This window comes from Clostridium beijerinckii, assembly GCF_018223745.1.
GTDB lineage: Bacteria > Bacillota > Clostridia > Clostridiales > Clostridiaceae > Clostridium > Clostridium beijerinckii.
This window is the reverse complement of sequence record NZ_CP073653.1, coordinates 637,335-661,328: the sequence shown is the minus strand read 5'-3', so window position 1 is coordinate 661,328 and position 23,994 is coordinate 637,335. Positions and strand designations below refer to the sequence as shown.

Annotated in this window: 20 protein-coding genes and 1 other annotated feature; of the genes, 5 read left to right on the top strand and 15 right to left on the bottom strand. The window is 29.1% G+C overall.

The features are described 5' to 3' along the window. Positions 1-249 precede the first annotated feature (249 nt). The 5 genes from KEC93_RS03200 to abc-f all read right to left on the bottom strand — a co-directional run bounded on the left by KEC93_RS03200 (position 250) and on the right by abc-f (position 7,431). Entirely contained in the window at positions 250-1,746 is a 1,497-nt protein-coding gene (locus KEC93_RS03200) for a VanW family protein (protein WP_077867743.1), read from the bottom strand. 188 nt (positions 1,747-1,934) lie between these two features. Further along, positions 1,935-2,876 carry a glycoside hydrolase family 25 protein gene (locus tag KEC93_RS03195; RefSeq protein WP_011967939.1) on the bottom strand — a complete coding sequence of 314 codons (942 nt, stop codon included), beginning with the start codon at positions 2,874-2,876 and terminating at the stop codon, positions 1,935-1,937. A gap of 78 nt (positions 2,877-2,954) precedes the next feature. Then, positions 2,955-4,463, bottom strand: a complete 1,509-nt coding sequence (locus KEC93_RS03190; RefSeq protein ID WP_017212503.1) for a sensor histidine kinase — start codon at positions 4,461-4,463, stop codon at positions 2,955-2,957. Then, on the bottom strand, positions 4,453-5,169 hold the full coding sequence (locus KEC93_RS03185) for a response regulator (RefSeq protein ID WP_172462751.1): 717 nt from the start codon (positions 5,167-5,169) through the stop codon (positions 4,453-4,455). Before KEC93_RS03185 ends, KEC93_RS03190 begins: the two co-directional genes overlap by 11 nt. A 342-nt stretch (positions 5,170-5,511) precedes the next feature. After that, on the bottom strand, positions 5,512-7,431 hold the full coding sequence (gene abc-f, locus KEC93_RS03180) for a ribosomal protection-like ABC-F family protein (RefSeq protein ID WP_039770292.1): 1,920 nt from the start codon (positions 7,429-7,431) through the stop codon (positions 5,512-5,514). 260 nt (positions 7,432-7,691) lie between these two features. Between abc-f and KEC93_RS03175 the strand changes: the two genes are divergently transcribed. After that, positions 7,692-8,306 carry a TetR/AcrR family transcriptional regulator gene (locus tag KEC93_RS03175; RefSeq protein WP_017212506.1) on the top strand — a complete coding sequence of 205 codons (615 nt, stop codon included), beginning with the start codon at positions 7,692-7,694 and terminating at the stop codon, positions 8,304-8,306. Between the two features lie 110 nt (positions 8,307-8,416). Here the strand turns inward: KEC93_RS03175 and KEC93_RS03170 are convergent, their stop codons facing one another. Continuing rightward, complete coding sequence (locus tag KEC93_RS03170; protein WP_011967934.1) at positions 8,417-8,896, bottom strand: hypothetical protein; 480 nt, start codon at positions 8,894-8,896, stop codon at positions 8,417-8,419. Between the two features lie 164 nt (positions 8,897-9,060). On the opposite strand from KEC93_RS03170, the gene KEC93_RS03165 reads away from it, so the two are divergent. Continuing rightward, entirely contained in the window at positions 9,061-10,365 is a 1,305-nt protein-coding gene (locus KEC93_RS03165; protein WP_077304222.1) for an aminotransferase class V-fold PLP-dependent enzyme, read from the top strand. Between the two features lie 164 nt (positions 10,366-10,529). Here KEC93_RS03165 and KEC93_RS03160 read toward each other — a convergent pair whose 3' ends face one another. Beyond that, a complete protein-coding gene (locus tag KEC93_RS03160) occupies positions 10,530-11,747 on the bottom strand; it encodes a 6-phosphofructokinase (RefSeq protein ID WP_011967932.1) in 1,218 nt (405 codons plus the stop codon). Positions 11,748-11,935: 188 nt separating this feature from the next. On the opposite strand from KEC93_RS03160, the gene KEC93_RS03155 reads away from it, so the two are divergent. Beyond that, a complete protein-coding gene (locus KEC93_RS03155) occupies positions 11,936-12,487 on the top strand; it encodes a manganese efflux pump MntP (RefSeq protein ID WP_011967931.1) in 552 nt (183 codons plus the stop codon). Positions 12,488-12,544: 57 nt separating this feature from the next. Beyond that, the gene (locus KEC93_RS03150) at positions 12,545-12,958 is read left to right on the top strand and encodes a Fur family transcriptional regulator (protein ID WP_011967930.1); all 414 of its coding nucleotides are present in this window, start codon (positions 12,545-12,547) and stop codon (positions 12,956-12,958) included. 167 nt (positions 12,959-13,125) lie between these two features. On the opposite strand, the gene KEC93_RS03145 is transcribed toward KEC93_RS03150, so the two are convergent. From KEC93_RS03145 to KEC93_RS03120, 6 genes are all read right to left on the bottom strand, one after another. Continuing rightward, positions 13,126-14,031: a D-alanine--D-alanine ligase gene (locus tag KEC93_RS03145; protein WP_077867742.1), complete on the bottom strand. Its 906-nt coding sequence runs from the start codon at positions 14,029-14,031 to the stop codon at positions 13,126-13,128. A 155-nt stretch (positions 14,032-14,186) separates the two neighbouring features. After that, the gene (nth, locus tag KEC93_RS03140; RefSeq protein ID WP_023973669.1) at positions 14,187-14,819 is read right to left on the bottom strand and encodes an endonuclease III; all 633 of its coding nucleotides are present in this window, start codon (positions 14,817-14,819) and stop codon (positions 14,187-14,189) included. Between the two features lie 16 nt (positions 14,820-14,835). Continuing rightward, the gene (locus KEC93_RS03135) at positions 14,836-15,540 is read right to left on the bottom strand and encodes a lysophospholipid acyltransferase family protein (protein WP_023973670.1); all 705 of its coding nucleotides are present in this window, start codon (positions 15,538-15,540) and stop codon (positions 14,836-14,838) included. 524 nt (positions 15,541-16,064) lie between these two features. After that, positions 16,065-16,655, bottom strand: coding sequence for a serine O-acetyltransferase EpsC (epsC, locus tag KEC93_RS03130; protein ID WP_023973671.1), 591 nt, complete (start codon positions 16,653-16,655; stop codon positions 16,065-16,067). 140 nt (positions 16,656-16,795) lie between these two features. Next, positions 16,796-17,707 (bottom strand): cysteine synthase A, encoded by a 912-nt coding sequence (cysK, locus tag KEC93_RS03125; protein ID WP_011967925.1) that lies wholly within the window; start codon positions 17,705-17,707, stop codon positions 16,796-16,798. Positions 17,708-17,796: 89 nt separating this feature from the next. Next, positions 17,797-18,086, bottom strand: a binding site (T-box leader). Between the two features lie 180 nt (positions 18,087-18,266). After that, positions 18,267-19,514, bottom strand: a complete 1,248-nt coding sequence (locus KEC93_RS03120) for a magnesium transporter MgtE N-terminal domain-containing protein (RefSeq protein WP_023973672.1) — start codon at positions 19,512-19,514, stop codon at positions 18,267-18,269. 559 nt (positions 19,515-20,073) lie between these two features. Between KEC93_RS03120 and KEC93_RS03115 the strand changes: the two genes are divergently transcribed. After that, entirely contained in the window at positions 20,074-22,077 is a 2,004-nt protein-coding gene (locus tag KEC93_RS03115; RefSeq protein WP_023973674.1) for a YgiQ family radical SAM protein, read from the top strand. 174 nt (positions 22,078-22,251) lie between these two features. Here the strand turns inward: KEC93_RS03115 and KEC93_RS03110 are convergent, their stop codons facing one another. Together KEC93_RS03110 and KEC93_RS03105 are read right to left on the bottom strand one after the other, a co-directional pair. Continuing rightward, a complete protein-coding gene (locus KEC93_RS03110) occupies positions 22,252-22,917 on the bottom strand; it encodes a hypothetical protein (RefSeq protein WP_077867741.1) in 666 nt (221 codons plus the stop codon). Positions 22,918-22,968: 51 nt separating this feature from the next. After that, the gene (locus KEC93_RS03105; protein WP_023973675.1) at positions 22,969-23,847 is read right to left on the bottom strand and encodes a YegS/Rv2252/BmrU family lipid kinase; all 879 of its coding nucleotides are present in this window, start codon (positions 23,845-23,847) and stop codon (positions 22,969-22,971) included. Positions 23,848-23,994: the final 147 nt, after the last annotated feature.

Sequence of the window (23,994 nt, the reverse complement as noted above, 5' to 3'; positions counted from 1 at the left end):
ACAAAAATTATTTCACTTTAATTTAAAATTATACTATATGGTTCATAACAAGTCAAAAATAATAATTGCTTAACCATGGAAAAGCCTTTCACTATAAAAGGTATATTATTGTGTATTCTAATCAGTAAATTATTAAATATATTAAAGTTGTTTTAACCTTAATAAAACTTAAGCATATTTTCTTTAATTAATCTTAATAATTCCTAAAGAAAATATGCTTTGAATTTTTTATAAATATTAAATTTTTACCTATTGTGTTGGTTGAGCTACAGGTGGTTCTGCTGTTGGCTGAGCTGCTGGCGGCTCTGCTGTTGTTTCTGGCTGTTGAGTCGCATCTACGGGTTGAGTTCCTTTTTTGACTACTATTCCTACACTTGCATAAGTATCTGTTGATACTACTTCTCTATTCACTTCAGAACCATTTTCATAAGTTATCTGATATGCTCTTGCTCTATAACCAGTCATTCCAGCTCCCTCTGTTACTTCTTGTCCTACTGGTAAACTGCTATCATCTACCACTTTTGTTTCTGGTGGTATTGTTTCAAGAATTTCACTTGCCATATCATATGTTCTTCCATTTAAAGCACTAGGATCTCCATATATACTGTAAGTCACTACTTTACCTGACGTATTCCCTTGAATATATATAGGAAAATCATATGTGTTTTTAAACTTATAATCTAAATATCCATATGAAACAGTGGCATCAAGCCCAGGTTGTGCATAACCAACAGCCATGGAATGATTTGTTCTTTCAATAGACCTTAGGTTTGCTTTCATAGCAGCTCTATAAATAGTGGTCGATACTTGACATATTCCACCACCAATTCCGGGTTCTATTTTATTTCCAACATATGTTCCAGCTTCCTTATAACCTCTTTCAGCTGTTCTAGGTCCTACAACGTCATTAAAACTAAATATTTCTCCTGGCATAACTATTGTTCCGTTTATTGCTGAAGTAGCTATTTCTATGTTATTACATCTTCCTTCCGGCGATGTGGAATAATTTGATGAAAAAGTACCCATTACTCCTTTTATCTTGGATAGATCTTCTTGAGTTATTTTAGGTTTTGTTACTTCTAAATCAATTGATACTGAATTATCAGAATTAATATCTCCATTTATATTTTCTTTCAACTTCTGATCTAGTGTATCTAAATTAACTGTCTTTCCTTCTGTCTCTGGTTTAATCACAATATTATTCTTTTGTATACTAACTGCTGCATCTTTAGCAGGTTGATTAACAGCTATCTGAAGTTTTTCCTCGTATTCCTTCAATTTTTCTTCATTATAAGAAAATTTGATTGGAACCTCCTTGCTCTTACTATTATTACTCTTTATGCTTATATATCTGCTTAAGACCCCATCTTTTTTTCCAAGTTTATAAGCCTCTTCAACAGTTGCATCTATATCATATTTAGGATTAATATCAGAGTAAATAAGTTCATATTGTTTGTCCTCTATTTTAATAGATAACTTTTTATTTTCTATAGATGTTACAAATGTTTCGGTAAGCTTATTCTTAGCTTCTTCTTTAGTCATTCCTCCAATATTTACTTCTTGTACAGTTACTCCCGGATATATTTTATCATCCCACTCCTTAACTATACCTTTTATAGCTATTGAGTATGCAATTAGTACAGCAGCTCCTGCTATAATTAATGTAAATATTGCGAGCATAATTTTCTTCTTTTTATTATAATTGTTTTTAGAAGCGTTTGCTCTTTTGCCGGTGCGTTTTTCCACTCCCTTATTCTCCTTTCAAGGAATTAAATATCATACATCTTCTATGTTTAATATTTATTTTGAGTACATTTATCGATGATAATTTACATATTTTTCAAATTGTCATCAATGTTTTCATTATATCATATTCCAACTATCAATAGAAATATGATTATATTCCCATATAAGCTGAAATACGATACTATTTATTATAGATTTACTTTTGCACGAGTTTTTGAAGTTTCTCCATCATAATCAAAAGCTTCAATTGATACTTCTACTGGTGCATTCTTCTGAGTATTTACCTTATTACTAGTTATTAAATAACTTGTAGCATTTTCATCAACAGTTCCAACCCATTCTCTATTTACAAAAATGTTATATCCCAATAAATCTACATCAGGATTTCTATTCCAAGAAACATTTATGTTCCTATTCTGGTACGCTGCCTTTAATCCAGTAACAACACGAGGCTGCCTTAATAAATCTACATTATCCGGTCCCCAATTTGCATCAACAGGATTCCCAATTCCTTGTACAGTTTGGCTTTCACTATATTGCCATATCCTCCATCTGGTCCAGCCTCCAACATTAGGAGGGAATTCAGGATTAATAGGGATACTTGTATACATTGCAATCCATAGTGGCATATTTTTTAGTGGATAGCCACGTCCAGGAATATAAAAATTATCATAAAGCTCTATAAAATTTGTTCCTGTGTAAATCATAAGCCTTCTTCTAGTTTTTCTTTCAAATCTTTTTCTAAATCTATCAATCCAATCAATTAATGTTCTTGTACTTATTGATTTATCCAAAGGTGCCTCTACATCTATTACAGGAAACAAATCCCCATAATCATTGTTTCCGAACCCCTGCTGCAGTGTATTTATAAAGTCATCACATTGTCTATCCGCATCTGTTAGATCATAAGATGGCATAGAAAAATGATATGCTCCAACTGGGATTCCATAATTCCTACTATTCTTCGCATAATCTACAAACTTTCTATCAACCCTAAACCTTCCTGTTGCAGATCCTGACGCTCTCAAGTACAAAAAATCTACTTTTGTTGCCAATACGTTAAACTGAACACTTGTTGTATATTCATTTATGTCTACTCCAAAACGACTGTTAGGATTTTTGTTTTGCATATTTCCTCCACATAAAAATACTTCTCTAATATAAATATTAATTTACAACAGAAAAAGTACCTATAATTTAGTAATTAATTATAGGTTTAGTTGTACATAAAAACTTATATTATTTCCTACTGATTCAGCCCATATTTTGCCGTCATGCAATTCTACTATATTCTTAGAAATAGCTAACCCAAGACCTGATCCTCCTGTATTAGTATTTCTAGATTCATCTAGTCTATAAAATCTATCAAATAATTTTTCACTTTTTTCTTTTGATAAATGGTCTCCTTTATTTCTAAAAACTACAATGGCTTTACCATCCTTCTCGTATAATCCTATTAATATTTCTCCTGGTTTATACGAATATTTTATTGCATTTGTTATTATATTCTCAAAAACTCTAAGCATCTTTAATGTATCTATAGAAACTGAGATTTTTTCAGATTCGAATTTTTTATATATCGTTAATTTATTTTCATCGAGTAACGGTGTCAATTCTTCTATTAATTGTGATAGAAATTCTGCTAGATTAACTTTAGTCTTTGTTAGTGTTATTCCGCTGTTATTTAGCTTAGTATACTCGAATAAATCATCAATTAGTAGCTTTAATCTTTCAGCTTTATTGAATGCTATGTTTAAGTATTCCTCCATTTCTTTTTCATCTTTATACCTGTTTTGAATAACAAGCCCTATGTATCCCATCACAGATGTCAGTGGCGTCCTTAAATCATGAGAAACATTCGTTATCAAATCTGCTTTTGTTTTTTCTGCATCTCTCTCAGCACTAATTTTCTCTCCAATTTCTTTAGCCATTTGATTTATATTATAAGCTATATTTTTAATTTCATCTGTTCCCTTTTCTTCTATCCTATAATTCAAGTTACCACTTGCTATTATCTTAAGACCGACTGCAATCTCATCTAAATATTTCATCTTATTATTAGTTATTACAACAAATAAAACTATAAAAACTATAACTGTAAGAATTAGTGCTAAAGATGAATTTGACGTGCTAATTGTATTGTATGTTATCCTTGCTTCTGGAATCTTTGAATAGATTAAATACACCCTATCAGTTCCTATCTTTAGAGGCATTATATAACTTTTTTCTCTTGGTTCACCAATCTTTTCACTATTTACATTTGTCATTGCACTTTTTAGTGCACTATAAATATCTATATTTTCCTCTGCAACATTTTTAGTTTTATATAACACCTTTCCATCTAAATCTGTTATATAACTTTCCTCTCCATCAGATACATTTTCTAAAATATCATTAATCTTATCTTTATCTTCTAATTTCAAATTTTCTTGAGACTCTATTTGTTTAGCCAAATCATTTGCAGACCTCTCAATAGAATCATAATCATATTTTATCTGCGGCTCAGTATGCTCTCTCTTAAAAAGATTATTAGAAAAACTATAGAAGATAAATGCTACTAAAAAGCATATTCCTATAACCATCATAAGTTCAAATCTTATATTCTTCTCAATTCTCTTTTTTATACTTCGTATTAATTTTTCAGTATACTGTAGTAATTTTGAATTTGGAATGTCATTGCTAAAAGTTCTATGCCTTCCAACATCTTTATTTCTCAACTTTATATCCTACCCCCCAAACAGTCTTTATAAATCGAGGATTTCTTGGATTTTCTTCTATTTTCTCTCTTATTTTTCTTATATGAACCATAACAGTGTTATCAGAAGTCATGAATTCCTGATTCCAAACACTCTCATAAATATTTTCTATTGAAAATACTTTACCTCGGCTTTGAGCTAACAATGATAATATATCAAATTCTGTCGGAGTGAGTTTCACTATATTATCGCCTAACAATACTTCATGTGTTTCTAACTTTATTGTAAGATCTTCTATTTGTATTATATTTTCTTCTTCTACTTCTAACATATTTGTGTTCTTACCAAACATATGAAATCTTCTAAGTTGTGACTTGACTCTTGCAACTAACTCTAATGGATTGAATGGTTTCGTTAAATAATCATCTGCACCCATATTAAGTCCTAATATCTTGTCAATATCTTCACTTTTCGCAGATAACATTATTATAGGCATTTCTTTAATCTCTCTAATCTTTAAACAAGTCTCTATTCCATTTAAGTTAGGCATCATAACATCTAATATAATTAAATCTATATCATTATCTCTAACTAAATTAATAGCTTCCAAACCATCACATGCATTTATAGTATTAAATCCATCACTCTTAAGATATATATCAACTAAATCTCTTATTTCCTTTTCATCATCCACAATTAGAATAGTTCCTTTTTCCAAACATTCCATCTCCAATCTAAAAATTTTATATCTGAATTCTATTATAATTTCATTCTAACCTAAATATCTTAAAAAAAATTACTAGTAGTTCTTAATATTTTATAAAATATGTTCATGCATATTTTTATGTATGACTATCAAAATAATTAAAATATAAAATATCCTCTATATGTGCATATAATACACATATAATTTCCTGATAAAAGGCATGCATTGTCATAGTTTATGAAACCTAATAAACTGTAATTAAGTTCACATTTGCACCATACACAAAACATGCCTTTATTTATAATGTTAATAGTCTTTCTCCCAGTTTTCTCTTTATAACTTGTTAGTCTATCTCAAATTAAACTAACTAGAAAGCTCTTCCCATTGTTCATATAATTTTTCAATAGTTTCTTGAAGATTCTTAATTTCCTTATTTACTCTCTCACTTTCAGATGGATTAGAATAAACTTCTTCTTTACAAAGTTCCTCCTGTAACTTTTCAAGAGCTTCTTCATTTTGAGTTATATTAGTTTCTATATTCTTAATTTCATTTTGCTTAGCCTTAGCTTCTTTCTCTAGAGCCTTTTTCTTTTTCTTTTCTTCATTTAATTGAGTTTTTGTCTTTCCAGATGCTAGCCCCTCATATGTTTCAAATCTCTGTGGATTCTTCTTCTTTTCAGTATAGTAGCTGTAATTTCCAAGATATTCATTGACTCCATGCTCTTCTAATTCCAATATTCTATTAATTACTTTATTTAAAAAATATCTATCATGGGAAATTACAATTAATGTACCATCATAGCTTAAAATTGCTTCTTCAAGAGCCTCTCTCGAAGGAATATCCAAATGATTTGTAGGTTCATCTAATAGAAGTAAGTTTGATTTAGATAACATTAATTTTAGGAGATTTATTCTACATCTTTCTCCTCCGCTCAACTTGTTTATTTCTTTAAATACATCATCGCCTCTAAAAAGAAATGATCCAAGAAATCCTCTAAGTTCACTTGTAGTTAACTCTGGAAAGTCATCCCATACTTCATTTAATATTGTCTTATTAGGATCAAGATTAGATTGTTCCTGATCATAGTATCCTACATTAACATTTACTCCTAAAACCTTAACTCCTGAATCACTTTTAACTTTATCCATTATTATATTAAAAAGTGTGGTTTTCCCCCGGCCATTTTCACCTATTAACGCAATCTTTTCTCCTCTTTTTAAATCAAAAGATAAATTATCGAATAATTTCTTTTCTCCATAGCTTTTAGCCAACTTTTCCACATGAAGCACATCATATCCACTTTTAACGGAAGCCTCAAATTTAATCTTAGATGCGGTTTTTTCTTTATCAGGAGCATCTACAATTTCCATTTTATCAAGTGCCTTTTCTCTACTTTCAGCTGCTTTTATACTTTTCTCTCTATTGAATGACCTAAATTTTTCTATTATTGCTTCTTGTCTTTTTATTTCCGTCTGTTGTAAATTATAAGCTTTTAATTTAGCCTCATAATCTTTCTTCATAAGTTCTAAAGATTTTGTATATGGAGCATTATAACAATTCACATGACCATTTATAACCTGAAATGTTCCTGTTGTTACAGAATCCAAGAAAAATCTATCATGGGAAATTACAATTACAGTTCCTTTATAGGTTTTTAAATATTCTTCAAGCCATTCAATTGCTTCCAAATCCAAATGATTTGTAGGCTCATCAAGCAATAATATATCAGGATTTAAAAGTAATAGCTTACAAAGTGCGACTCTAGTTTTCTGCCCTCCACTTAAAGTTGAAATTAGTTTATCAAAGTCACCTTCAGTAAATCCCAATCCTTTAAGAACTCTAGATATTTCCCCCTTATATGTATATCCACCTCTGTTTTGATACAGATCTTGGGCAGTTCCATAGTCTTTTATAATTTTCTCATGATATGAAGCATTATTTTCATCATACGGTTCATTCATCTTAGCTTCTAACTCTGTAATCTTCCGTTCTAACCTTTGGAGATCTTCAAAAACAATGAGCATTTCATCATAAATCGTTTTGCATGAATCTAATGCTAAATGTTGAGCAAGATAACCCAAAGATTTATTTTTATCTATAAAGACTTCTCCATCATCTTGCGTAATTTCTTTTGATAATATCTTAAACAAGGTTGTTTTTCCTTCTCCATTTGATCCAATTATACCAACCTTATCTCCTTCATTTATTGAAAATGTTACATCTTTCAAAATAGTATTTATACCATAACTTTTACATATATTTTTACAACTTAATACAATCATTTTTTATCCTCCAGTATTTCATACGAAAATCCAGAATTTAAACTATAAAGGTTTAATTTAATATTAAAACGTAAATCCTATATATCATGGATTAATAGTTTAACTAAATTTTCTCTACTAAATTATACTATCTTATCGGTGTTATATCAATTTAACTATATTAAGAGTTAATTGATAATTTTTTATTATCGCTACGTAAAATTTGGATTATTATTTAATTTGCTTTATAATAAGTTAAACACGTAATTTGGAGGCAAAATATGACTTTAAAGAATAACAACAAATCTCTTACCCAGAATAAAAAACAATTAAAAGAGGAAGAGTTATTTTTAGCGGCATATGATTTATTTCTTAAAAATGGCATAGAAAAAACTTCGATCGATGATATAACTAAGAATGCAAAAGTAGCAAAAGGAACTTTTTATCTGTATTTCAGTGATAAATACGATATTTTAAATAAATTAATTCTTCAAAAAAGTAATGAAATAATACGAGAAGGATTAGCTAAAACAAATGCTTTTGGAAGCAAAGATTTTAAAGAACGTACACTATTCTTTATTGATTATATAATAAATTATTTAAAAGATAATGTTTCTCTGTTGAAGCTAATTAATAAGAATATTTCATGGGGACTTTATAGAAAGGCAATAATGAAACCAGAAGCTTATAATGATGTAAAGAAAGTTCTAGATATTTTTGTAAAAAACCTAACTAAATCAGGAATGAACGAAGAAGAAGCTGAAATGACATTATTTATGATTTTTGAATTAGTTGGCAGCATATGTTTTACTACTATAATATTGAAAGAACCAACAGATATCGAAAGTATAAAACCAATACTTTTTAAAAAAATTTTAGCTATGATAAGCGTGTAACTCATATATATTGAAACCTATTTTTAAAAGCTATGTAAAGAAATATCTTAAAGATTTTACATTATAGTAGTTGTAAATCTTCAAGATATTTTTGTATGTTAAACTGGTTATTAATAGTTATTATTTTTATCGCAATATGCTAATGTAAGTTTTATCAACCTTTTTATAATTACTCTAACTATCGGACGAGGAATTCTATATGAATAAAGAGTCGCGAATATTCCTGGATGTCTTCTTTCAATTCTAGCATAAATTTTATTCACATCATTATCAGAATTATTTCTTTCAAGATCTTCTTCATTTAAATCTAAATCAAGACCTCTTAGTGCATCAAAAGTAGTAGGTATTTCATTATTAGCTATGTTATTAAAATTGAGACCACTACTAATTCCCTCATTTTGATTATCGGAATAATAACATAATTCAGGCATGCCTGTTTCGGAAGGAAATAAATCTAAATTACGATTATTATCATCAATACCAAACGAAGCTTTTTCGTAGATATTTGTACTCATAAATGCTGGTGGAACAAATCTAATATCGTTATCACTCGAGCTGACTTGAGACATATACTTCTTATCAGGGTTCATTTTAAACTACCTCCTATAAATAAATAATATTTGCTTCTCTTAATTAATATGCATAACAATTATATATAGTACAAAATGGAAAGAAAAAGATATGAATTTTACAGCCCTCTTAAGCGAACAATAAATATATTATAGGAATAATATATATATTGGAGGAGATGCATATGAAGATAGAAAATAAGGAAAACATTAAAGACTTATTTGTTGGATTAGATGAAAAAGTGTGTGATTCAGATGGAAACTGTATAGATGGAATAAATTTTGATAATGCAGCTACAACTCCGCCTATTAAGTCAAGTATTGAATATATAAAACAATTGAGCAATACTTATGCTTCTATAGGACGAGGAACAGGTCAAAAAGCTGAAATAACCACCAATTTATATAAAGAATCTAAAAATTTTTTATTGGATTTTTTCAATGTAAAAGATAAAGATAAATATGTTGTAATATACGTTAGTAATACAACTGAAGGTATAAACAAACTAGCAAAAACTCTTACTAAAACTCCAGACGAAATAGTATTAACCTCTAGAATGGAGCATCATTCAAATGATTTGCCTTGGCGAAAAAGAGGTAACGTTGATTATATCGAAGTAGATCAACAAGGCAGACTTAAACTTGAAGAGTTGGAAGAGAAACTAAAGAAAAGCAATGGTAAAATAAAATATGTATCTCTTACTGGAGCTTCTAATGTAACTGGTTATATAAATCATATTCATTTTATAGCAAAACTGGTTCATAAATATGGTGCCAAATTGATTGTAGATGGTGCACAACTTGTACCACACACAAGAGTTAATATTAGCGGGGATACAGATGATGATCAAATTGATTTCTTAGTATTTTCGTCGCACAAAATTTATTCTCCCTTTGGTATAGGAGTCATAATAGGATTAAAAGAGGATTTCATGGATGCAGATCCAGATTATTTAGGTGGTGGAACCGTTGAATTAGTAATGGATAGAGAGGTTAAGTTTCTTACACCACCAGAGAAGAATGAAGCAGGAACACCAAATTTTTTGGGTGTAATGAGCTTAGTTAATTCATTACGAGTTATTAATACCATTGGATACGACTATATAGAAAAACATGAAAGACTTCTTTTAGAGCACACTATAGAAGGACTTAAGAAAATCCCTAAAATTATGAACTATGGAGATACTGAAAACATCAGTGATAGGCTTGGAATTGCTACCTTTAATATAGAGGATATGTATCATCATGATGTAGCTGATATCTTGGCTAAAAAGAAAGGAATTTCTGTAAGACATGGCTGGTTTTGTTCCCATCCATATTGTAGAAGGCTCATGAACGTAAGTGAAGATGAAGCTAAAGAATTCCTTGATAATCCAGATAAAAAAATGTTAGGAATGATACGAGTAAGTTTTGCATTATATAATTCAATTGAAGAAGTTGATACCTTTTTAAATGTATTAGAAGATATCTCTTTACGAAAAATAAAATAACAAATTTTCTTGATTTAGAACTAAAAATAAATAGTATAATAAAATTTATTATACTATTGAAAATTCTATTAATTTATAGGATGTATAAATGAAATTCTTCATATATACATCCTTCTATTAGTTAAATATTAAAACATCTAAGCTTACGATTTTATACTTATTATCTATTGATTAAATACCTTATATTTTGGAAGATTTCTCTCAAAAGCTAAATTAGGAGAATCTTTGATTAATGGCTCAAAATATGAGCACGCTTCAGGTGTTACAAAATTACCTTCTTTATTAATCCATTCTATAGGGAAATACTTAACATTATTTGCTACATCTTCTGCATTAACTAATGGGTAATTCACTTCATAAGGCTCATTAGATAACCTGTTAATGCTAACCATTTTCCCTGATTCTCCTTGTGAAGCATATTGTAAAGCCATCTTTCCAGCATTATACGCTTCTGTTAAATCAGTGTCTGAAGCACAATGCATTGCACAACGTTGAAGAACCCCAAGTTGTAGTGCTTTTACTCTTGTTGTAAATCCAGCATCAAGAATTATCCTTCTTAAGTATTCAGATACACCTCCTAATTGAACGTGTCCAAATTTATCTTGAGAAACACAATCAAATTCAGAAATGAATCTTCCATCTTTATCTCTTATTCCTTCTGATACAATTATATACACTTTATTTTGTTCTTCAAATCTTTGCCTAACATCATTTAAAAATTTAATTTTATCAAAAGCTGCTTCAGGAAGATATATAAAATCTGCAATTGGTTTTCCATCAAGCTTTGCAATACATGCAGAAGCTGCAAGCCATCCTGTATCCCTTCCCATTGTTTCTAAAATAAATATACCGTTGTTTATGTACACTGATGCATCTAAATATGTCTCAAGCGCTGTTGTTCCAATGAATTTTGCTGCGCTGCCAAAGCCAGGAGTATGATCAGTGAATTTTAAATCATTATCAATAGTTTTAGGTATACCTATAAAACTTATTCCAATGTCATTTTGTTTTGCATATCGTGAAAGCTTTGCTATGGTATCCATAGAATCATTCCCACCAACATAAAAGAATGACGTTATATCATATTCTCTAAGTATTTCTATTAAACTTTCATATTCTTCACTACAAGAATCTAAATCTTTTAATTTATACCTACAAGATCCAAGTCCTGAAGATGGAGTAAATCTAAAATTATCTATTTCATTTTCTGAAACTGATGACAAATCAATTATATTTCTATTTAATATACCCTCAATACCATTTAGGCCTCCATAAACTTTTTCAAAAGTTTTTAGTTCTTTATTAGCATTTAAAAGTCCTACTACACTTGAATTAATTACTGCTGTTGGCCCCCCAGATTGAGCTATTATACAATTTGACATGAAATTTCCTCCTTGTTTGCTATACTAATTTGGTTAAATATGCTATACTATTTAGCCAATAGTAATACACTATTTATTAATATACAACAAAAAAAAGATTTAATAAAGACTTTTTTTAAAATTTTTGCATATATTAAAAAAACTTTAATTATTATAGAGTAAGTCTAATTTTAAAGGAGGAAGAGAAAATGAATTTGTACGACATTATAATAATAGGAATTGCACTGGCCATGGATGCTTTTGGCGTAACATTAGGAATCGGTCTAAATCCTAGAATTAATAGAATCCATAAAATAAAGTTTTTATTATCATTTGCATTCTTTCAGTTTTTATTTACATATGTAGGTGGAAGTTTAGGATATTTATTTGATACTTATATTACATGTATACCTTCCATTGCTGGTGGAATAATTATGGCAATCGTAGGAATTCTTATAATAATAGATGGCTTTAAGGAAAAAGAAACTGAAATTTTAATAAAGAATACTACTTGTTTAATACTTGGAATATCCGTTAGTATAGATGCATTAGTTATAGGATTCACTGCATTTCATGAGATTTCATACAATCTACTACTTTGTGTTGATTCAATTTTGATTGGATTAATCACTTTATTTACATGTACAGTAGGATTTTTTATGTGTAGATATATTAAAAAAATAAAATTTGTTACAACGTATGCTAACTTTTTTGGCGGGATAGCTCTTATATTTTTTGGTTTTAAGATGATATTTTTTTAAGATATTAAATATATGTGATATAATATATTTAATATTTAGCTGTTAGGGGATATGAAAATGGAACCAAAGGAAATTCTTAAAAATAAAGGAATTAAAATAACTAAAGGAAGAACAGAAATCCTAAGTATATTAAAAAATTCTGAAAACAGTTTGTCAGCTGAAAAAATATATCAGATTTATAAAAGCAATAATATAAATATAAATTTGAGCACGGTTTATAGAACTTTAGAATTATTTGAAGAAAAAGAAATTATTGAAAAAATAACTCTAAATGATGGAGTCTTTTCATATAAGCTAAAAGGAAAAACTCATAGGCATCATTTGGAATGTGATATATGTCACAAAGAAGTTGAAATTCCTTGCCCTATGCTTCAAATTCAGGAATTAGTTCAAAATGCGACTGGCTTCACTTTAACAGATCATGACTTGGTTATGAAGGGCGTATGTAAAGATTGCAAAAAAAAACAATAACTAAGTTGTCTTAATATAAGTTATATTTTCTAAAAGGTTTTACAGGAAGATTTGCAGATTGTTTTCAATAGAAATTATGATAAAAACTACTTGTCTAAGGTATTCTTAAACAAGTAGTTTTTCAATTTTAATGTTATAAATATTCAAAAAGTTTTATACTTCATATACTATCTGCTTATTTTCAATGAATCCTGTATGATCATATCTATTAGTTCTGAAAATCCTATATTCAAAGCTGCTGCACTTTTAGGAATTAGGCTATTTTTAGTCATTCCTGGAAGAGTATTTATTTCTAAAATGTATGGTACACCTTCCTCTGTAACTATCATATCAACTCTAGAATACACTTCGCATTTAAGTGCCTTATAAGTTTCTAACGCCATCTTTTCTACTTCCTTGTGTAACTCTGCTTCTAGCTCAACCACTATTTCTTCTGCCCCTCCATCTTGATATTTAGATGTAAAGTCAAAGAATTCAGCCTTAGGCTTAATTGCAATTACTGGAAGCATTTTATTATTATATACAGGACAAGTTATTTCATCACCTTTTATAAATTTTTCTATCATAACTTCACTATCCCATTTAAAAGCTTCTGAAACACAGTTTTCAATTTCCTTATCTTCTTTAACTATAAATGTTGCAACACTTGATCCACCATGAGTAGGTTTTACTACAACTGGATATCCTAATTCATTTATTTTATTGAAATCTATATTATCATCTTTTCTTAAATTAATCCAAGAAGCAGTTCTAATCCCATTTGCCTCTAAAACGGATTTTGATACGTCTTTATCCATGCACATAGCACTACTTAAAGGTCCACACCCTGAATATGGTATACCTAGTGTTTGAAGCACTGATTGAACTGTTCCATCCTCCCCAAATTGGCCATGTAAAGCTAAAAGTGCGAAATCTATCCCTTTAGATTTATTTATTATATCTTCTTTTTTATCTATTACAATTGGTAACACTTCATACTTTTCCTTGTTTATATTTTCAATTATAGATTTTCCACTTTGCAATGATATCTCTCTTTCTGATGATATACCACCCATTATAACTCCAATTTTCATAGATTACCTCCAAAATACTTATTAATATTTCCCGTTAATTAAATTTATTCATTCTAACTTATCTTTATTTTATTAAATTAACAGCACAATTAAAAGAACCACTTTGACTATAAATTGTCTTAATTGTGGTTCGTGAAAATTTTATAACTATTCTTTTATCTGTTAGTTTTATTATCATAACTACATAAATCCCTTATTGGACATTCCCCACACTTAGGATTTCTAGCACTACAACATCTTCTTCCATGAAATATAAGTAGATGATGCATAAGAGTCCACTCTTTCTTTGGTAGTTCTTTTTGTAATTGTTTTTCAACTTCTAAAACATTTTCCGAATCTGCAAGTTTTAATCTATTCGATACTCTAAAAACATGTGTATCTACAGCAATAGATGGTACATTAAAGGCATTTGATAAAACAACATTAGCAGTTTTTCTTCCCGCTCCAGCAAGTGAAGTTATTTCTTCCATTGTCTTTGGGACTTCTCCGTTAAATTTTTCCTTAAGTTGATTGAACATAAGTATTAAATTTTTAGATTTATTTCTATATAAACCTATTTGTTTTATCCGTTTTTCAAGTTCCTCATTCGTTAATGTTAAAAGTGAATCTAAATCTGGATAATCCTTAAATAAATCTTTTGTTACCTCATTTACTTTTTTATCTGTTGTTTGAGCAGACAATATTGTAGCTATCAGCAATTGTAGTGGTGTTTCATAATTCAATTCACATTTTGCATCTGGATATGTCTCTTTTAATATATCTACAATTTTTTTTGTCCTTGCTTTCATATCTTTTGTAATCTCCTTACTTATAAATTCCTCTATAACTTTCAGGTAAAAGACTAGCTATACTCCTCATTAGGATATCCATACATTTATTATCATATTCATGTTTGTCTTCATCCTTTTCTTTAGCAGGAAATACAATTTTTTCACCTATATTTATAGTAACATCAGCATGTTGCCATTTCTCTGCTCCCATATCACCACTTTTACTTATAGGTAATAACTTATCTGTTCCAGACATACCAATTGGAATTATTTCTGCTTTCGCCATCCTTGCAAATAACAGAATTCCCTTTTTACCTTCTATCATAGCACCTGTCCTACTCCTAGTACCTTCAGGAAATATTAAAATATCATTTCCCTCTTTAAGAGTTTTAACAACTCTTGTAATAGCTTCCTTATCAGCAGAATTAGGCTTTATTGGTATGTTCTTCACTATCTGAGTTCCTAATTTCGTTATTGGATCTTCTGACAATTTTATTCCCATTACAAAATGAGGATCACTTTTCTCTTTTAGCATTTTTGATAAAACTAATCCATCCGAATTACTCAAGTGATTACATACAAATATTCTTGGTTTTTTTACTTTATCTATATTATCTGCTCCATTAACAGTTATATTAGCATATTTTCTTATATAATTATCTACTATTTTTTTTGCTATTTTTATAATTATTCCTTCTGGCATCATTCTTATTAATTTTATTGCAACTGGTGATAACATTTTTCTCCAACCTTTCTTAATAATCACATTTTATATTATACTACTAATTACATTTTATTACAATTATTCAATTCTATACAAGTATTACATGCATAATATATTATTGATTATTATTTATATACATTATATATGCTTTCATATGTCTATGCAATTACCAAAAATATTAAGGTTATTGTAAGATTTAACACCAATTATACTAATATCTTCTTTTATTATTATAACTTATTTGCAAAAAGCATTTTAATTATGACCAAGATAAATTAATATAACTTATTTAACTTTATCAGAATTTTAATATAAAAAATGCATTAACTAAACTTTCTTGATCTAAAGTTTAATTAATGCATCTATTAATTTTCAGATTATGATACATTTCTTAATAAAATAATTAATAAAAAATGCTCTATTTTAATATTTAGTAAAACCTCTTAACTTAGTAAAATTCCTATAAATAAATGCTACTGAACTATACAAGATACGAGTTTATATTAATTGTACTTCATATATTCCAATACTATAAAGCATTAAATAACCATATCGTTAAATATTTTCTTTTTGCGTCCTTTTAAATCACTAATTTCAATTATTGCTGCACTTGCACTATTTCTAACAATATTTTTAGCCTGAACTCCTATTGCTGTTGCACTTGCTGGTACATTCTTTACAACTACAGCATTAGCTCCTATCTTAGCACCCTTTCCTACAGTTATAGGTCCAAGCACCTTTGCACCTGTACCTATTAAAACATCATCCTCAATAGTTGGATGCCTTTTCCCTACGTCCTTACCTGTACCACCTAGAGTTACACCATGATAAAGCGTAACATTATCGCCAACTTCTGCAGTCTCACCAATAACTACTCCCATTCCATGATCTATAAACAACCCTTTTCCTATCTTAGCTCCCGGATGAATTTCTATACCTGTAAAAAACCTAGATAATTGGGAAATTAATCTCGCCAAGAAAAACCATTTCTTTAAATATAGGGCATGTGCGATTCTATATGATATTAGTGCATGAATACATGGGTACAATAATAATACTTCCAGTTTACTTTTAGCTGCTGGATCTTCGTTTAAAACTCTTTCTAGATCGTAATTTAATTTTTTAAACACAGCCTATTCTCCTTTCTATAGTTTTCAGTAGAGCTTTTCACATATACAATTATTAATAGAACTTCATTAGTATCTTAAGTTAAATCAATTGTTTCACTGTTAATTGCTGATGATTAATAAAACTTTTATAGTTAAATTAATTAATCATATAATCCCATAGATATATACTTTTCTCCCCCATCTGGAGCAATAGCCAATACCTTTTTACCTTTTCCAAGTCTTTTTGCAACCTGTATTGCTGCATATACAGCTGCACCTGAAGATATTCCAATCAATACGCCTTCATTTTCAGCAAATGCTTTTGCTGTTTTAAATGCATCTTCATCTCTTACTTGTAGTATTTCATCTACATATTCCTTATCATAAACTCCTGGAACAAATCCTGCCCCTATACCTTGAATTTTATGACCACCTGGATTTCCACCACTTAAAACTGGTGAATTTGCTGGTTCAACTGCAAATGCTTTAATATCCGAATTCTTCTTTTTTAAATTTTTAGATACTCCTATCACAGTTCCACCACTTCCAACTCCTGCAACAAAGGCATCTAAATCTGGAATGTCTTTATATATTTCTTCTGCTGTTGTTTCATAGTGCTTTTCTGGATTAGCTATATTTTCAAATTGTTGAGGGATAAAAAATCCTTCTCCACTTCCTATTTCTAGAGCCTTTTCTATAGCTCCCTTCATCCCCTTAGATCCTTCAGTCAATATCAGATTTGCGCCGTATGCTTTTATAAGATCTCTTCTTTCCTTACTCATTGTTTCTGGCATTACTATTGTTACACTATAACCTTTCAATTTTCCTATAAGTGCGAGTGCTATTCCTGTATTTCCGCTTGTAGGCTCTACTATTGTTGCCCCTGGCTTTAATACTCCTTCTTTCTCAGCTCTTTCGATCATTCCTAACGCTGCTCTGTCTTTAACACTTCCACCCGGATTAAATTTTTCAAGTTTTACGTATATATCTGCACTATTTTCGTCCTTAATTAAATTATTAATTTTTAAAATAGGTGTATTTCCTATTAACTCTAATCCTCCATTATAAACCATATTATTATTCTCCTCCTCAAACTTCTACTAATTTTAGTATATCTTTTTATATTAAATATAATAAAAAAACTTCATCCTCCATAAAAAATTATAGAGACGAAGTAAATTTCGCGGTTCCACTCTAATTGGATTAAATAACTAATCCCTCTCAATTTTGATACTTAAGATATCATATCACTATAACGGGTGATCCCGGAAAATCATACTAAAAAATATATCAAAAAATCAATGGATATACTATCGCTCCATTTTTTAATATAATTAATTTCAAATTTCAACTCCAAAGAGCACTTCACATAAATTCTAGATAAAAAGTTCTCAGCATCCTTTTCTCTCTGTAAACTTCCTTTATGCTACTTTTCTTTTTCATAGTTTTTAATTCTTAGTGTTTTGATAGGTTTTATATTATAATTATATTCTTTCTAAAAAAAAAGTCAATACTTTTTAAAGTTTTAATTAAAAAGTGTTGACTTTCTTAAATATATAAAAATAAGTATTCCTGATGGTAAATACTAAAACTAAAATATTCTTTTTATTAAAAATTCAAATAATTTATGTTCTAATTTTTCTTCTTCCAGAGTGGATACAAAAATTCATCTATTAAATCATGAATAATTACTATTCCAATTAATTTTTCGTATTCATCTACTACTGGCACTGAATTCAAATCATATTTTGAGGCAACTTCTATAGCTTCGCTAATTTCATCATCATGCCTTACACGTGATACAGAATAGTCCATTATTTCTCTTATCTTCAACTCACTATCACTAACTATTAAATCTCTTAAAGATACCACACCTTGAACACGTTCTTCTTCATCCGTTATGTAAATATAATAAATAACTTCTTCATCTGGTTTTGTTTCTTTCAATATCTCAATAGTATCTCCAACTGTAATATCTAGATTAACAGATATAAATTCTTTACTCATTATACTACCAACAGTTTCATCCTCATATTGCAACAATTCCTTAACTTCATCTGCATCTTCTTTTTCTAAATTCACTAATATTTTTTCTCTTTCCTCTTCATCTAAATCATCTAACAAATCAGCTATCTCATCATTAGGCATATTTTCTAGCACTTCTACAGTTTTGCTGTCAGATAATTCCTTAATTATTGTCCCCTTATATTCTGAATCTATTTCCTCTAATGTATCGGCTGCTAAATCCTCATCCAGCGATTCCAACACTTGTTTTCTTGAGTTTGTATCTAGATTTTCTAATATATCTGCAAGGTCCGCTGGATGTAGAGTTGACAATTTTTTATATGGTATGGATAATTTCAAATTATTTTCAACCATTTCCAAGGATTCAACATCATCCCATCTTAAAACTTTATCTTCTAACTTCTTTCTCATGATCCCGTATATGAATTTCATAATACCAGCTATTTTTAGTCTTCTGTATCTCGCTAATTTTCCTGTTTCAACTCCAATAACTCTGTATTCTCCTGCAATTTTTGCGATTCTCAAATCATTAACCCTTACAACTTGTTTTCCATTTATATCAACTATCTTTTTATCTAATAGATTTTCTGAAAGAAGATAGCTGTACCTCATCGGTAATATTTCTTTACTTCCTCTTGTTGTGATCTTAATTTTACCATCCCTATTTAAAAATTCTATATATCTAAACTCATAATGAAAGGCTACTCCGTCCTTTTTAAGCTTATACCCAATTATTCTAGGATATCCATCCTCCGTAGTCACATAAATGTCTCTTAGAGTTCCTAAAACATCACCAAACTCGTCATAAACTTTTTTATCTAGAATGTTAGTATATAGAAATATAGATAATTCCATCTTAATTATTTCCCCCTACTTCTGCAGAAAGAAAATCCTTAAGTAAAATTAGTATTGTAACTAAATTGCATCTACTTATATCTTTTAAGGCAAGATAAAAGATTTTCCTTCTGAATATATTTAGTTTTTGCCATATTATAGTTTATATTCTGAGGTCCTTCCTCCATCTTTTACACCGCCCTGTATATCTTCACTTAGTTATAATTTACTACTATCTCTAATTATTATATTACATAGAAGTAAAAAGGCAATAATTTTTTGTTTTGATTTATCTTTTAAACACATAAAAATTTCTTTAATTAATCCTCAATTTGTAAATTATAAATATTTCTTTATGAGTTGCATTGAATTTACACTACACTTGCCTATTGATATTGTTTGTAAACTAATTATTGTTATGTTAATATACTTTAAGAATAAGCTTTAAAAGCTTATTCATTTGACTTTTTAATTATTTATTACGTTAGTATAATATCCCAATATAGCGATCTTTAATATACGTAATTTTAATATAAATATGCTTTAAGTAAAATAAATTAAGAATTGGAGTTAATATTATATGAAGCTTTGTAAAGAATTCTTACCTATTAGTAAAGAAGACTTAAAAAAAAGAAAAATTGACCAATTAGATTTTATTATTGTTTCTGGCGATGCTTATGTAGATCACCCTTCTTTTGGTACTGCTATTATAGGCAGAACTCTTGAAGCACAAGGTTTTAATGTTGGTATTATAGCTCAACCTAATTGGCATAGTTCTGAGGATTTCAAAAAATTAGGTAAGCCTAAATATGGTTTCCTAGTTAATTCAGGGAATATAGATTCTATGGTTAATCACTATACGGCCGCAAAGAAAACAAGACGTGAAGACTTATATTCTCCTGGAGGAGAGGCTGGCCACAGACCAGATAGATCAATAATTGTTTACTGCAACAGAATACGTGAAGCTTATAAAGATGCAGCTATTGCAATCGGAGGAATAGAGGCAAGTCTTAGACGTTTTGCTCACTATGACTACTGGGATAACAAAGTTAGAAGAAGTATCCTTGTAGATTCCAAAGCTGATTTATTGATGTACGGCATGGGCGAAAAAACCGTTGTTCAAATTGCAGAGTTATTAAGATATGGAGCAAATATTAAAAATATAACAAGTGTTCGTGGGACTTGTTATTTGACTAAAGATATATCTAATATTAAAAATGCAGTTATAGTCCCTTCATTTGACGAAGTATCTACGGATAAGGAAGCTTATGGTGAAGCTTATAAATTAGAATACTACGAACAAGATTCTATAAACGGTAGAACTATAATTCAACAATACGGTGATAGATATTTAGTTCAAAATCCACCTCAAGAAAACTTAACTCAAGAAGAAATGGATATGACATATGATTTACCTTACACAAGAACCTATCACCCTATATATGAAGAAAAGGGCGGCATACCTGCAATACAAGAAGTTAAATTTTCTATAACAAGCCATAGAGGCTGTTTCGGCTCATGTTCATTTTGTGCGCTAACATTTCATCAAGGAAGAGTAATTCAGAATAGAGGGCAAGAGTCAATAATTGACGAAGCAAAGCTTTTAACGACTTTACCTGACTTCAAAGGATATATTCATGATATTGGAGGTCCTACTGCAAATTTTAGACATAGAGCTTGTAAGAAACAAATAGAACACGGTACTTGCAAAAATAAACAATGTATGTTCCCTAGCCCATGTAAAAACTTGATAATAGATCATACTGAGTATCTTTCTCTATTAAAGAAAGTTAGAAAACTTCCTGGAATAAAAAAGGTATTTATACGTTCTGGTCTAAGATATGATTATTTAATACATGATAAAAATGATGCATTTTTTAAAGAATTATGTGAGCATCATATTAGTGGTCAGTTAAAGGTTGCTCCAGAACATGTAGTTCCAAAAGTATTGAATCAGATGGGTAAACCAACAAGAGAAGTCTATGATAAATTTGTTAATAAGTATTTTCAAATTAATAAGCAAATAGATAAAAAGCAATTTTTAGTGCCTTATTTAATGTCATCTCATCCAGGTTCTGATATAAATGCAGCAATAGATTTAGCATTATACATTAAAGAGATGGGATATACACCTGAACAAGTGCAAGATTTTTACCCAACACCAGGAAGCTTATCAACAACAATGTATTATACTGGATTCAACCCAATTACCGGAGAAAAAGTTTATATTCCAAAAACACCCGAAGAGAAAGAAATGCAAAGAGCTTTAATACAGTTTGCTGTTCCTAAAAATTATCAAAAAGTAAAGAAAGCTCTACTTAAAGCTCACAGAGAAGACCTAATTGGTAATAGTAAAAACTGTTTAATAGGCTTTGCTCCTGGAAAACTAGGCTATCAAGGTAAGCATAAATCAAACGATAGTCCTAGGAATAACTCAAATAAAAATTCAAATGTTAGTAGTAAAATATCTAATGAAAAAAATTCTATGAGTAATACTAAGAATAATTCAACTAATAGCAATAAAAAACACTCAAATAAACATTCATCTGATAATTATTCAAATAGAAGAAAAAGAACCATATAAAAGAAAGGATACTTAGTTGCTTGATATTGCAACTAAGTATCCTTTCTGTCTATTAACCGTTAGCACATATTACTCTTATTCAAAAAAATCCTCTACACACTTATAACAACTTATCTTAGTATTTTACCTGCTATTTACATATTCTAAAGCGCGAATTCGTACTCAATCCATTTCCTAGGAACGATAATTGTTCTTTGGCAATATTTTAAAGCCCTTTAATACTAAATTTATGATTATAAGAAATAACATATCGCCAATTACCGAATAAGGGAAGAGCTTAATTCCACCTAAGATAATAATATCCTCTATCATTACTATTAATATTGCTATAATTATAAACCATATTCCCTTCTTATTTGCGTATGGTCTATCCAATAAAATTACATTTAGTATCAGTAATGCACCAAGTAGTATTAGCGAAAACAAAAATAAAATAGTTTCCTTATCTATCTGTAAGATAAATCCATATAAATAATTTACCCGAACTGTCAACTTTGAAGTTTGCATTATTACAGCATAAATAATACATACTGTTGCTGCAATAACATATGTTCCACCAAAATTCAACTTCTCAGATCTTAAATAAACATAGCTTACAGCTAGCACTATAAGAGGCACTGACAGATGATTCAAAAATATTATTGGTTTTAAATAATATATTATTGTACTATTCTTGAGTATACACAATAAAAATAATGCTATATGCCTTAATAAAAATAATGTAATTACTAATGCCAAATATATTTTTATTTTCTTTGGTGAAACCTCAAGATTCTTTCTTATAAGTGAAATTGACAAAAAAATTATAAGTAACAAAAATAAATAATATGCAAAATTCACAAATTACGCTCCATTCCATATTCCTGTTACTTATATTTATTACTGTCTATCTTATTTTATACCTAAAAGTTTAATTCCACCCTTAATACATTGAACCCTCAATGGAAAATCAGGCCCTCTTTCTCCATCAATATCTGTAACAATGTCTTCTGGAGATTCCATATATAAATCATCTGTTTTAAAATAAACCACTTTATCCGAATCTAAATGCTCGCCCTTTAAAAGCTTTATAAAAAGTGGTATTAGCTCTATTATTTGTATAGCCTTAAATATTATTACGTCGAGTTTTCCGTCTGTAACTTCTGCTTCTGTAGCTAAGTTAAAGTTTCCAGCAGTTTTACCATTAAAAACCAAAAGCAAATACATCTCTCCGTCATAATCACATTCTTTAGATGATAATTTTATCTTTAACTTTCTAAAGTTAGGTAATTCTTCAAGACCTTTTAGATAATATGCTAACTTCCCTATTGTATTTTTTAAATTTACATCAGTTTTTTGAGATACATCAGTGAAAAGTCCTGAGCTTGCTACATTTATAAAATACTTCTCATTTATTTTTCCAACGTCAACAGCTACTGGCTTTGAGCTTAATATTTGCTTACATGCTTCTTCTATATCATTTGGCATATTAATAAACTTTCCAAAGTCATTTGCAGTTCCAACTGGTAATATACCTATAGGTATATTTATGTTTTTATTTTTCATAGCATTTACTAAAGAATCCACTGTTCCATCTCCACCAGCTATTAAAATATAGCTATAAGTTTCATCTATTATATCTAATGCCTCTGCTAAATCTTTACCTTTTTGAATTCTATATGGCACTACTATTAATCCTACTTCTTGGTGTAGTTTTATAATGTTGTCTAATTCGCTTATTATACTATTTTCTCCTGAGTATGGGTTGTATATGAATCTAACCTTTTTCATAAATTAACCTACCTCCAATAAATTTTCTTAAATTATTATTTATATACATAAAAAATAGCCTTAAAATAATTCTTAATACAAAATTATAATTAGCTCTAAATACATATATTAAATTCCTATAAATATTTACATATAATACCTTTGTCA